Genomic DNA, 13216 nt, shown 5'->3' with positions numbered 1-13216 from the left:
TAGTTCCTATTTTATGGAATTAAAAAGAGTAGTAGTAACAGGTTTAGGCGCGCTAACACCAATCGGAAATTCATACCAAGAATACTGGAATGGATTAGTGAATGGTGTAAGTGGCGCTGCGCCTATTACGCTTTTTGACGCAACTCTTTTTAAGACACAATTTGCTTGTGAGATCAAAAACTTCAATATCGAAGATCATTTTGATCGTAAAGAGGCAAGAAAAATTGACCGTTGTGCCCAATTGGGAATTATTGCAGCTAGAGAGGCAATAAAACACAGTGGAATCTTAGAAGATACAAATGTAAACAAAGAGCGTATCGGCGTTATATGGGGATCTGGTATCGGTGGAATTAAAACTTTTGAAGAAGAAGTTTCGAATTACGCGACAGGAAATGGAACACCACGTTTCAATCCTTTCTTTATCCCTAAGATGATTGCAGATATCACGCCTGGTCATATTTCAATGGAATTTGGTCTTATGGGACCTAATTATACAACTGTTTCGGCATGTGCCTCTTCAACAAATGCAATTATTGACGCTTATATGTTATTAAGACTTGGAAAAGCAGAAGCAATTGTAACAGGAGGTTCAGAAGCTGCGATTACAGCATCAAGTATTGGAGGTTTCAATGCATTACATGCGTTATCTACACGAAATGATGATCCACAAACTGCTTCAAGACCTTTCGACAAAGACCGTGACGGTTTTGTAATGGGAGAAGGAGCTGGATGTATTGTGTTAGAAGAGTACGAACATGCTATTGCGCGTGGAGCTACCATTTATGCAGAATTAGTAGGAACAGGAATGACAGCAGATGCTCACCATATTACAGCTCCACATCCCGAAGGATTAGGCGCATTAAATGTGATGAGAGAGGCTTTATTAGATGCCAATATCAGCGTAGAAGACGTGGATCATATCAATATGCACGGAACATCTACACCATTAGGTGATATTGCAGAATCTAAAGCAATTCAAAAATTATTTGGAGAACATGCTTATAATATTCAAATCAATTCAACAAAATCTATGACTGGTCACTTATTAGGTGGTGCAGGGATTGTTGAAGCGATTTCGGCTATTGGAGCAATCAATAACAGTATCGTTCCACCAACAATTAATCATTTTACGGATGATGAAAATCTTGATCCGAAAATCGATTATACATTTAACAAAGCAAAAGAGAAAAATGTAGATTATGCATTGAGTAATACTTTTGGTTTCGGTGGTCACAATGCTTGTGTGATATTTAAGAAGTATAAGTAATGTCTTTCTTAAAAAAATTATTTTCTTTTAAAAATCATCGTGATGATTCAAATTCATCTGATCCTTTTTTGAAATTTTTGAAGTCGATTTTGGGTTATACTCCTCGCAATGTTGAGGTTTTTAAAGAAGCATTTACCCACAGATCTGCACAGAAAAAAGATGAAAATGGAAACAGTATAAACTTTGAAAGATTAGAGTTTTTAGGAGATGCATTACTTGGTGCTTCTGCAGCAATGCACTTATACTACAAAGCGCCAGATCAACAAGAAGGTTATTTAACAAAAATGCGTTCTAAAATTGTTTCGCGTAAACAATTGAATGCCGTTTCGAAACAACTTGGCTTGTTAGATTATTTGGATCCAATGAACAATCACAACAATTTAGGTGAAGACGTAAATGGTGATATGTTGGAAGCTTTGGTAGGTGCAATTTATGTAGATGGAGGCATAAATGCCGTACAAAAATTTATTCAAGTCAAAATTATTGACCCTTATGCGGATTTAGATCGTTTGGAACACACGATTACAAGTCACAAATCGTTGATTTTGGAATGGAGTCAAAAAACGAGAAATACGATAAGATTCAATACATTTGAGGAGCAAAACGCAGAAGATTTGCAGGTTTTTGTATCAGTTATCCGTCTCAATGATAAAGTCATCTCGAAAGGGAGAGGAACTTCTAAAAAGAAAGCAGAAGAAAGTGCAGCAAAACGCGCCTACTATTCGCTACAAAAGAAAATAGAAAAAGTTTAGAAACATGGCAGAATTACTCTTATATGATGATTGGATAGATTTTCATCTCATAGGCGTAAATTCTAGTTTTAACACTTCTACACAATTTATTTTCCATCTCAACTCTACTTTTGATACGCGTTTTGAGCGTATTCACGATTTGGATATTCGGTTAGATGAGCATACTTATTTTTTCGAAACCTATCAATGGTTAGACGAAGCAAATAAAATAGATTATCATATCATTAAAAATACTCCAAATCAATCCGATTTTAAAAAAAATGAAGTAGATTTATCAAATCTTTTCAAAGAGAGCGTTATTCTTGTGCCAAATTACAAGGATTGCAATTATGTTGTAAAAATCTCTGGTTGGGAAGATGAACTACAATATCTTCAACTACCATTTGTAGAAAAAGATTTTATAAAAACGATCAAAAAAATAGATATCGATTTGATTAGCAATGCAGATCAATTGGTTTTCTAACAAAATATTGTGCATAAAAAAAGGGAAAAATTATGATTTACGATAGACAATATCTTAAAAAGACAAAAATTGTCGCGACTTTAGGTCCGGCAACAGAAAGTCCAGAGATTTTATTAGAAATGATGAGAAAAGGAACAGATGTGTTCCGTATCAACTTTTCGCACGCAGATTATGCGGATGTGAAACGTAAGATTGAAACAATCCATCAATTAAATAACGATCATGGCTACAATACAGCAATTTTAGCGGATTTACAAGGTCCTAAGTTGCGTATTGGAAAAATGGAACACGAAGATTTTATCATCAATCCAGGAGATATTTTAACTTTCACAAACGAAGATGTTATAGGAACGAAAGAGAAAGTTTTTATGACGTACAAAAAGTTTGCGCAAGACGTGCAAGTGGGAGAAAATATTTTGATTGATGACGGAAAATTAATCTTCAAAGTAATCGAGACAAATGGAACAGATACTGTAAAAGCAGAAACGATTCAAGGTGGTCCATTACGTTCTAAAAAAGGAGTTAACTTACCAAATACAAATATTTCTTTACCAGCTTTAACAGAAAAAGATAAAGAAGATGCAAAATTCGCAATCGAAAATCGTGTAGATTGGTTTGCATTATCTTTCGTTCGTTCTGGACAAGATGTAAAAGATTTATCAGAATTTATCAAAGAAAATGGAACATTAAAAATTCCAATTATCTCTAAAATTGAAAAACCAGAAGCATTAGAAAATATCGATGATATTTTAGAATTTTCTGATGGATTAATGGTTGCTCGTGGAGATTTAGGAGTTGAGGTTCCGTTTGAAATCGTTCCAAAAGCGCAAAAACAATTAATTGACAAAGCGAAATTAGCTCGTAAACCAGTTATTGTTGCAACGCAAATGATGGAAACAATGATTTCTAGTTTGACACCAACTCGTGCGGAGGTTTCTGACGTAGCGAATGCAGTTTTTGATGGAGCAGATGCGGTAATGTTATCTGGAGAAACTTCTGTAGGACAATATCCTGTACAAGTTATCGAGAAAATGACGAAGATTCTTCAAACTGTTGAAGATGATGATCACGTACATGTACCAGAACACAAACCAAAGATCAAAAACGAACGTTTCGTAACTGATATGGTTTGTTATAATGCAGCTAGAATGGCAGAAGATACAGGAGCGAAAGCAATTGCAACTTTAACGTATTCTGGTTATACAGCTTTCCAAATTTCTTCTCATCGTCCAAATTCATTTATTTTGGTTTTCAATCCAAGTAAACGTATTAACCGTATGTTGAATTTGTTATGGGGAGTAAAAGCTATCAATTACGATCCTCGCGATACTTCTACAGATCAAACGGTAACTGAAGTAAATATCTTGGCGAAAAATGCAGGTTATGTAGAATATGGTGATTATATCATTAATCTTAATGCAATGCCAGCATTTGAGAAAGGAATTACAAATACATTACGTATTTCGATGATTTAATAAAATCAATAATAATACTTTAAAGCGTTCAATTTTGAACGCTTTTTTTTGTGCTTAAAAGAAAAATCATAATAGAATGCAATGATATAGTAGTTTTTAATAACTTTACAAGTTCGAATTAGAAGAATTTATGTGTATTTATAACGTGATATTATCTGGAGGAGTAGGAAGTCGTTTATGGCCACTTTCTCGTAAAAGTCATCCAAAACAATATTTACCTTTGTTTAATGAGCAATCATTATTTGAGTTAACGATTCAACGTAATCGTCCAATTGCCGATAAATTAATTGTGATTGGGAATAAAGATAATGACCATTTAAGTCAAGAAGTTTTAGATAAACTTGATGTTGAATACACAAAAATTGTAGAAGCTGTTCCACGTAATACAGCGGCGGCAATTGCATTTGCAGCTTTAGCAGTTGAGGATGATGATATTCTAATTGTTACACCATCTGATCATTTGATTGAAGATATGGAAGCTTATCAAGTTGCAATGAAAAAAGCGATTGCGCTAGCCGAAAAAGATTATATCGTAACATTTGGTGTTCATGCGACTCGTCCAGAAACGGGTTATGGTTATATTGAGCACAAAGGAGATAATGTACTTTCTTTCCGCGAAAAACCAAATCATATTACTGCGCAAGATTTTATCGAGCAAGGAAACTTTTTGTGGAATAGTGGAATGTTTTGTTTCAAAGCAAAAATTTTACTGAAAGAATTAAAGAAATTTGAGAAAGATATTTACGAAGCTTCAAAAATTGCTTGGTCTGACAATATTAACGGAGAATTGAACGAAGAACTTTCAATGAATATTCCATCAAATAGTATCGATTACGCCGTAATGGAACGAAGCAAGAAGATAAAAGTAGTTCCAGCAAAATTTGTTTGGAATGATTTAGGTTCTTTCGAATCGTTGTATGATTATTTTATAATGAACGGACATTATGTCGATCGTAATGGAAACATGGTGATTGGAACAGATGTTTATACTTCTTTTGTTGGTTTGCAAAATACCATTTTTGTGAATACCCCGACAGCGAATTTAATTCTACAAAAAGAATATTCGCAGGAAGTAAAGAATGTTTACACGCATTTAGAAAAAATAAATTCTGAATTAATTTAAATACTTAGCACTCGATTTGAGTGCTTTTTTTATGTCATAAAAGCTTAAAATTAATTCAATATAAATCCTTAAATTTGTCGTTCCAACAATATTATTATAAAATGACAACGGGAATTACATTCGGTATATTTGACCTTCTTCATGCAGGTCATGTGATGATGCTCGAAGAAGCCAAAAGACAATGCGACTACTTAATTGTAGGGCTTAATACTGATCCTGCAAGTGTAGACCCTTCAAAAAATAGTCCTACTCAATCTATTGTAGAGCGTTATATTCAATTAGAAGGTTGTCGATATGTCGACGAAATCATTCCCTACGAAACCGAACAAGATTTGTTTGATATGTTAAGTGCTTTACCAATAAATGTTAGAGTTATTGGCGAAGAATATCGAAATATCGACTTTACGGGAAAACAATATTGTTTAGATAATAATATTCAAATTTACTACAACAAGCGTACACACCGCTTCTCTAGTTCTGGATTAAGAAAAGTAGTTGCGACTTCTGAAAAGGAGAAATAATGAAAACAGTATTAATAACTGGTGTAGCTGGTTTTATAGGTTACCATTTAGCTGAAAAATTAATCGAAAAAAATATCAAAGTTGTTGGAATTGATAATATTAACGATTATTACACTATTCAGTTAAAATATGATCGATTAAAAGAATTAGGAATCAATCAAGAATTTGCTTCAAATTTTGATCAGAAAGTTCTATCTTCTAAACACGAAGAAAAGATGATTTTCTATCGAATGAATTTAGAAGACAAAGAGTCATTAGCTCAACTTTTTAAAGAATATTCTTTTGATTCGGTTGTTAATATGGCAGCTCAGGCTGGTGTTCGTTATAGTATCGAAAATCCTGATGCCTATGGACAAAGTAATTTGGTTGGTTTTCTAAATATTTTAGAAAGTTGCCGAAATTATAACGTCAAAAAATTATTGTACGCAAGTAGTTCAAGTATTTACGGAAACTCTTCAGATGTTCCTTTTTCAACAAATCAAAATGTTGATCATCCTATTAGTTTATACGCTGCAACCAAAAAAGCAAACGAGCTAATGGCGCATGCGTATAGTCATTTGTACGATTTCCAAACGATAGGTTTGCGCTTTTTCACTGTTTATGGACCTTGGGGACGACCAGATATGGCAATGTTTTTGTTTACAGATGCTATATTGAATCATCAACCTTTAAAAGTTTTTAATCACGGCGATTTATCACGCGATTTCACATATATTGATGATATTATTCAAGGAATTGACAAAATTCTTGAAGATAAAAATACAAACGAAAAATACCAATTATACAATATTGGGAATAGTAAACCTGTTCAATTAATGGATTTTATCAAAGAAGTCGAACATTCGACAGGTGAAAAAGCTATTTTAGAAATGTATCCGATGCAAGCAGGAGATGTCAATCAAACATGGGCAGATGTCCAAGATTTGAAAGATAAATTTGGCTATAACCCAAATTATCCTGTTGACAAAGGAGTGTATAACTTTGTACAATGGTACAGAAAATATTATAATAAATAATGAATCAACAACATAAAATAGCAGTTATCGGCTTAGGTTACGTAGGTCTACCTTTGGCTCGATTATTTGCAACAAAATACCCTGTTGTTGGGTTTGATATCAATCAGAAACGTATTACTGAATTAAATAATGGAGTAGATTCAACTTTAGAAGTTGAAAATAATGTTTTACAAAATGTTTTAGTTAAACAAAATCCTTTTAATTCACATTCTGACCTTGTCGAAGAATCTCAAAACGGGTTGTTTTGCTCTTCGAATACAGAAGATATTAGAGATGCTACAATTTTTATTGTAACCGTTCCAACTCCTGTAGATAAGAATAATCGACCTGATTTAACACCGCTTAAAAAGTCTTCAGAAACAGTAGGTAAAGTTTTAAAACCAAATGATATTGTTATTTACGAATCAACGGTTTATCCAGGTGTTACAGAAGAAGAATGTATTCCAGTATTGGAACAATTTTCGGGATTGAAGTTTAACCAAGATTTTTATGCGGGATATTCACCAGAGCGAATTAATCCAGGAGATAAAAAACATACGGTTGAGAAAATTTTAAAAGTAACATCAGGTTCAACTCCAGAAATTGGAAAAATTGTTGATGATTTATATAAATCGGTAATTGTTGCTGGAACACATTTAGCACCAACAATTAAAGTTGCAGAAGCGTCAAAAGTAATTGAAAACTCGCAACGTGATATCAATATTGCGTTTATTAATGAATTATCGAAGATTTTCTCGCTAATGGATATTGATACAAACGATGTTTTAGAAGCTGCTGGAACAAAATGGAATTTTTTACCATTTAAACCAGGTTTAGTTGGAGGACATTGTATTGGCGTTGATCCATTTTATTTGGCTCAAAAAGCACAAGAAATTGGTTATTATTCTGAATTAATTTTAGCAGCAAGACGATTAAATGACTCGATGGGAGCTTTTGTAGCTTCGCAAGTTGTTAAATTGTTAATAAATAACGACATCAAAGTAAAAGGAGCAAGAGTTCTAAATTTAGGAATTACCTTTAAAGAAAATTGCCCTGATATTCGTAATTCTAAAGCAATTGACGTGATTAATGCATTAGAAGAATATGGAATAGAGGTGACAACTTTAGACCCTTGGGCTAACCCAGATGAGGTGATGCACGAATATGGAATAAAATGTCATTCTGAGTTTGTCGAAGAATCTAAATTTGACGCTATTATTTTGACTGTTTCACACGACGAATTTTTAAATCTTCAGTTAAATGATTATTTAAATGAAAATGGTGTGATTTATGATGTAAAAGGGGCTTTGCCTAAAGAAGAAGTTGATAAACGACTATAATGAAAGCGACAGAAACGAAATTAAAAGGTTGTTTTATTTTAGAACCTACAGTTTTTGAAGATTCGAGAGGTTATTTTTTCGAATCATATAACGAGAATAAATTGGAAGAAATTTTGGGTTACAAGCCAACTTTTGTTCAAGATAATCAGTCTAAATCTTCTTACGGTGTAGTTCGTGGACTACATATGCAATCGGGAGAACATGCGCAAGCAAAGTTAGTTCGTGTTGTAGAGGGTACAGTGATAGATGTTGCAGTTGATGTTCGTCCAGGTTCTGAAACCTATGGTCAATCAGTAGCGGTTGAGTTATCTGCAGTAAACAAAAAACAGTTGTTTATTCCGAGAGGATTTTTACATGGATTTTCTGTTATTTCTGATTCAGCTACATTTTTCTATAAATGTGACAATGGATATAACAAAGAAGCAGAAGATGGAGTGAATCCATTAGATGAAGAAATTGGAATTGACTGGGGAGTTCCTTCAGATAAAATGATAATCTCTGATAAAGATCAAGAAGCGCAATCGTTTGGTGAGTTTAAAGTGAAGAAGTTATAATGTTAAGAAATTATGTAATTTTGCATCTAACCATCTAACCATCTAACCATCTAACCATCTAACCATCTAACTAAATATATATGAATAAAATTAATTCTCATAAAGACCTTAAAGTTTGGCAAGAATCAATGATACTTGTAGAAGAAATTTATAGATTAACAAGTAACTTCCCGAAAGAGGAACAATTTGGATTAATTAGTCAAATGAGAAGAGCATCAATTTCAATTCCTTCTAATATTGCAGAAGGGGCAGGAAGAAATGGATATGCTGAGTTCATACGTTTTTTATATATTAGTTTAGGGTCATTAAGTGAATTAGAAACACAAGTTGAGATTTCATATCGATTAAAATATTCAGAAGAGAATGAAATAATTACAAATAGAATTTTCTTTATAAAAAATATGTTATCAAAATTAATAAATAAGTTGAAAGAAGATAAATAGCTAAAAGGAGAAGAGGTTAGAAGATTAAAAAGATATAATGTTATTTTCTATAATAGTATAACCGTCTTACCTTATTAACAATAAAGAATTAAGAAGTTAAAAAGTATATTTTTAACCATTTTACTCTCTAACCCTTTAACCATCTAACAACAAAAAAACATGAAAGGAATAATTTTAGCAGGAGGATCAGGTACGCGATTACATCCATTAACATTGGCTGTAAGTAAGCAATTGATGCCTGTGTATGATAAACCAATGATTTATTATCCATTGTCAACTTTAATGTTGGCTGGAATTAATGAAATATTGATTATTTCTACACCACACGATTTACCTCATTTCGAGAAGTTATTAGGTGACGGTTCTCAAATAGGATGTAAATTTTCTTATAAAGAACAACCAAGTCCAGATGGTTTAGCGCAAGCGTTTATTCTAGGAGAAGAATTTATTGGTGATGATAAAGTAGCTTTAATTTTAGGAGATAATATTTTCTATGCTTCTGGAATGTCTAAATTATTACAAGATTCTGCGAATCCTGACGGAGGAGTAGTTTTTGCATATCAAGTATCTGATCCTGAAAGATATGGTGTTGTTGAGTTTAACAAGAATAATGAAGTAGTTTCGATTGAAGAGAAGCCTTCTGAACCAAAATCAAATTATGCAGTTCCGGGATTATATTTTTATGACAATAATGTGATAGAAATTGCTAAAAATATAAAACCATCTCCTCGTGGAGAGTTAGAAATTACAGATATCAATGCCGAATATCTGAAGAGAGGTAAATTGAAAGTTGGTGTTTTCAATCGCGGTACAGCATGGTTAGATACAGGAACAATCAATTCGTTGATGCAAGCGGGGCAATTTGTTCAAGTGATTGAAGAACGCCAAGGAATGAAAATTGGAGCTATTGAGGAGGTAGCCTATAGAATGGGATATATCAACAAAGAGCAATTAACAAAAATTGCAGAACCATTACAAAAAAGTGGTTATGGGGAGTATTTAATGAAGGTTTGTAAATAAGACAAATAATTGTTTTTAAATGTTAGATCAAATAATTATTGATATTCTATTTTACTAAAAAAAATATTTTTAAAATCTAAAATGTAATTAATAAAAAAATGCAAATAAAAGATAAAGTACTTCTAATTACAGGTGGAACAGGTTCTTTTGGAACAGCTGTTCTTAACCGTTTTTTAGCAACCGATCATTTCAAAGAAATTCGCATTTTTTCACGTGATGAGAAAAAGCAAGATGATATGCGTAATCTTTACAAAAACGATAAAATTAAATATTATATTGGCGATGTTCGAGATTTCAACTCAGTAGAACCAGCGACTCGTGGTGTAGATTATATTTTTCACGCGGCAGCATTGAAGCAAGTTCCTTCGTGCGAATTTTTTCCAATGCAAGCAGTAAAAACAAATGTAGAAGGTACGCAGAATGTGATCCGTGCTGCCTCTTCTAATGGTGTTAAAAAAGTAATTTGTCTTTCGACAGACAAAGCAGCTTATCCAATTAATGCGATGGGAATTTCTAAAGCGATGATGGAAAAAGTTGCTGTTGCAGAAGCACGTAACTTGACTGAAACTGTTGTATGTTTAACACGTTATGGGAATGTAATGGCATCTCGCGGATCGGTTATTCCATTGTTTTTAAATCAAATTCAAAAAGGAGAACCTATCACAATCACAGATCCTAACATGTCTCGCTTCTTCATGTCTTTAGAAGATGCAGTAGATTTAGTTCTTTTCGCTTTTGAAAATGGAAACCCTGGAGATTTGTTTGTGAATAAAGCTCCAGCAGGTTCGATTGGAGATTTAGCTCAAGCCTTAATAGAATTAACAGGTAAAAAAGTTCCAGTAAAAGTAATTGGTACACGTCATGGTGAAAAGTTATACGAAACACTTTGTACACGTGAAGAAATGATGAAGGCTGAAGATATGGGAGATTTTTACCGTGTACCAGCGGATAATCGTGATTTAAATTATGCAAAATATTTCTCGGAAGGAGAGAAAGATGTATCTATAATTGAGGATTATCATTCGCATAATACAGAACAACAAGGTGTTGAAGGATTAAAAAAACTAGTATCTACATTACCTTTAATTCGTAAAGAGGTATTCGGTGAAGATGTAATGCAATATCCTTACTAGTGATTAGGTACTAGAGACTAGGAATTTAAATATTGGTTTAATATTAAAATAAAATGCAGATACATAAATATTTAGAAGTTTCTTTAAATGAACATATAGATACGATTGAACAAATTGAAAAAATGTTTAATAGACTAATCTAGTATCGTAATCAAAACTATAATGAAAAGTCTCCAATCCCCAATTCCTAATCCCCAATTTCTAAAGGGTAATAGACACGAAGACGAAAGAGGAATTATCACATATAATAATGATTTTGATGCCTCACAAATCAAGCGCATTTATACTATCGAGAATCATTCTGTATACTTTAGTAGAGGATGGCAAGGACATAAAATTGAGCAACGATGGTTTGCTACGATGAAAGGTCGATTCGAAATTTCAGTCATCAAAGTCGATGATTTCGAAAATCCTTCCAAAAATTTAACTGTAAATACATATGAATTATCTGATGAATTGTTAACTTATCTTCATATTCCAGCAGGTCATATAACAGCAATACAAGCTTTAGAAGAAGAAAGTAAATTGTTGGTTCTTGCGGACTATGCCTTGGGCGAAATTCAAGATGAATATAGGTTTGCATTAGATTATTTTAAAAATGAATAATGAAAAAAATAGGAATTACAGGACAAAAAGGCTTTGTAGGAAGTCATTTATATAACACATTAGGATTATATCCCGAAGAATTTGAAAGAGTAGATTTTGATAAAGAATTCTTTGAGAATGACACTCAATTAGACGAATTTGTAGCTCAATGTGATGTAATTGTTCATTTAGCAGCGATGAATCGTCACGAATCCGAACAATTTATCTACGAAACCAATGTTGCGTTAGCCAATAAATTGGTAGATTCATTAAAAAGAACAAATTCTAAAGCACATGTTTTGATGTCTTCTTCAACGCAAGAGGAACGCGATAATTTATACGGAAAGTCAAAACGTGAAGGTCGTGAAGCGATTGTAAATTGGGCAAACGAAAACGGAAGAAAAGCAACTGGTTTGATTATCCCGAATGTTTTTGGTGCTTTTGGTAAGCCATTTTACAATTCTTTTATCGCAACTTTTTGTCATCAATTAACACATGGTGAAACGCCAACGATTGCAAATGATGGCGAAGTAAAGCTAATTTATGTTCAAGAATTGGTGATGAAAATAATTGAAGAAATTCGTTCCGAAAAAAGTACCGCAGAATTATTCGTAGAACCTACTTCAACAAAAAAAGTGTCTGAGGTTTTAGACTTATTAGACGGTTATAAAACTAAATATTTCGACGGAGGAGAAATCCCTGTTTTGAGTGATAAATTTGAACATAATTTATTCAATACGTATCGTTCATACATCGATTACAAAACGCATTTTCCTGTGAAATTTACGCAACATACTGACCCTAGAGGTGCTTTTGTGGAAGTTATTCGTTTGGGAATTGGCGGACAATGTTCATTTTCAACAACGGTTCCAGATATCACGAGAGGAAATCATTACCACACTCGTAAAATTGAACGTTTTGCGGTGATTAAAGGAAAAGCTTTAATTCAACTAAGAAAAATTGATACAGATGAAGTTTTGGATTTCTATTTAGATGGAACCGAACCAGCGTATGTAGATATGCCTATTTGGTACACCCATAATATCAAAAATATTGGGAATGAAGATTTATATACCATTTTTTGGATAGATGAACCATTCAATCCAGAGGATGCGGATACTTATTTTTTGGAAGTGTAATAGGGAAGTAAGAAGTGTAAAGTAAAAAGGTAAAAGTATTTTAATAATGAAAAATGACTTGTTGAATAGAACTTTTTTGTTTGATGTAGCAGTTATTAAATTTTTAAGAACTTTCCTGATACTAGTGATTTGAAGATAATAAAATATCAATTAGTCAAAGCGGCTACATCTATTGGTGCAAATTATGAAGAAGCACAAGCAGGTTCTTCTAAAGCAAATTTTATTAATAAAGTAGACATCTCGCTTAAAGAAGCAAGAGAATCTAATTATTGGTTAAGACTAATTGAAGCATTAGAAAAAGAATCATTCGAACTAACTGTTATAATAAATGAATCAAAAGAAATTAAAAATATATTAGGAGCGATTGTGAAAAATGCAAGAAATAATTAATGGCAACAATTTAATT

The 13216-nt window shown here is 32.7% G+C and carries 15 protein-coding genes; all 15 read left to right on the top strand.

Annotation, left to right across the window (positions count from 1 at the left end):
* Positions 1 to 13: 13 nt before the first annotated feature.
* Positions 14 to 1267, top strand: coding sequence for a beta-ketoacyl-ACP synthase II (gene fabF / locus B2217_RS03485; protein ID WP_219034124.1), 1254 nt, complete (start codon positions 14 to 16; stop codon positions 1265 to 1267).
* On the top strand, positions 1267 to 2019 hold the full coding sequence (rnc, locus tag B2217_RS03480; protein WP_291122103.1) for a ribonuclease III: 753 nt from the start codon (positions 1267 to 1269) through the stop codon (positions 2017 to 2019). The genes fabF and rnc overlap by 1 nt, the downstream gene beginning before the upstream one ends.
* Before the next feature lie 4 nt (positions 2020 to 2023).
* Positions 2024 to 2482 (top strand): IPExxxVDY family protein, encoded by a 459-nt coding sequence (locus tag B2217_RS03475; RefSeq protein WP_280045920.1) that lies wholly within the window; start codon positions 2024 to 2026, stop codon positions 2480 to 2482.
* Positions 2483 to 2514: 32 nt separating this feature from the next.
* Positions 2515 to 3957, top strand: coding sequence for a pyruvate kinase (gene pyk / locus B2217_RS03470; protein WP_291122102.1), 1443 nt, complete (start codon positions 2515 to 2517; stop codon positions 3955 to 3957).
* Between the two features lie 130 nt (positions 3958 to 4087).
* Positions 4088 to 5080: a mannose-1-phosphate guanylyltransferase gene (locus B2217_RS03465; RefSeq protein ID WP_291122101.1), complete on the top strand. Its 993-nt coding sequence runs from the start codon at positions 4088 to 4090 to the stop codon at positions 5078 to 5080.
* Positions 5081 to 5181: 101 nt separating this feature from the next.
* On the top strand, positions 5182 to 5601 hold the full coding sequence (locus B2217_RS03460; protein ID WP_114998507.1) for an adenylyltransferase/cytidyltransferase family protein: 420 nt from the start codon (positions 5182 to 5184) through the stop codon (positions 5599 to 5601).
* A complete protein-coding gene (locus B2217_RS03455; protein ID WP_286512493.1) occupies positions 5601 to 6617 on the top strand; it encodes an NAD-dependent epimerase/dehydratase family protein in 1017 nt (338 codons plus the stop codon). Before B2217_RS03460 ends, B2217_RS03455 begins: the two co-directional genes overlap by 1 nt.
* Positions 6617 to 7936 carry a nucleotide sugar dehydrogenase gene (locus B2217_RS03450; protein WP_291122100.1) on the top strand — a complete coding sequence of 440 codons (1320 nt, stop codon included), beginning with the start codon at positions 6617 to 6619 and terminating at the stop codon, positions 7934 to 7936. The genes B2217_RS03455 and B2217_RS03450 overlap by 1 nt, the downstream gene beginning before the upstream one ends.
* Positions 7936 to 8490, top strand: a complete 555-nt coding sequence (gene rfbC, locus B2217_RS03445; RefSeq protein ID WP_291122099.1) for a dTDP-4-dehydrorhamnose 3,5-epimerase — start codon at positions 7936 to 7938, stop codon at positions 8488 to 8490. Before B2217_RS03450 ends, rfbC begins: the two co-directional genes overlap by 1 nt.
* Positions 8491 to 8570: 80 nt before the next feature.
* Entirely contained in the window at positions 8571 to 8933 is a 363-nt protein-coding gene (locus B2217_RS03440; protein WP_291122098.1) for a four helix bundle protein, read from the top strand.
* Between the two features lie 159 nt (positions 8934 to 9092).
* Positions 9093 to 9953 carry a glucose-1-phosphate thymidylyltransferase RfbA gene (gene rfbA / locus B2217_RS03435; protein WP_291093690.1) on the top strand — a complete coding sequence of 287 codons (861 nt, stop codon included), beginning with the start codon at positions 9093 to 9095 and terminating at the stop codon, positions 9951 to 9953.
* 98 nt (positions 9954 to 10051) lie between these two features.
* Positions 10052 to 11086, top strand: coding sequence for a polysaccharide biosynthesis protein (locus B2217_RS03430; RefSeq protein ID WP_291093687.1), 1035 nt, complete (start codon positions 10052 to 10054; stop codon positions 11084 to 11086).
* 162 nt (positions 11087 to 11248) lie between these two features.
* A complete protein-coding gene (locus tag B2217_RS03425) occupies positions 11249 to 11692 on the top strand; it encodes a WxcM-like domain-containing protein (RefSeq protein ID WP_291122097.1) in 444 nt (147 codons plus the stop codon).
* The gene (locus tag B2217_RS03420; protein ID WP_291122096.1) at positions 11692 to 12810 is read left to right on the top strand and encodes an NAD-dependent epimerase/dehydratase family protein; all 1119 of its coding nucleotides are present in this window, start codon (positions 11692 to 11694) and stop codon (positions 12808 to 12810) included. Before B2217_RS03425 ends, B2217_RS03420 begins: the two co-directional genes overlap by 1 nt.
* Before the next feature lie 129 nt (positions 12811 to 12939).
* Entirely contained in the window at positions 12940 to 13200 is a 261-nt protein-coding gene (locus B2217_RS03415; RefSeq protein ID WP_291122095.1) for a four helix bundle protein, read from the top strand.
* Positions 13201 to 13216: the final 16 nt, after the last annotated feature.

The sequence above is a fragment of the Empedobacter sp. UBA7620 genome, assembly GCF_002484185.1.
In the GTDB taxonomy this organism is placed as follows: Bacteria; Bacteroidota; Bacteroidia; order Flavobacteriales; family Weeksellaceae; genus Empedobacter; species Empedobacter falsenii_C.
The sequence above is the reverse complement of the archived record's forward strand: the minus strand, read 5'-3'. Positions and strand labels throughout refer to the sequence as shown.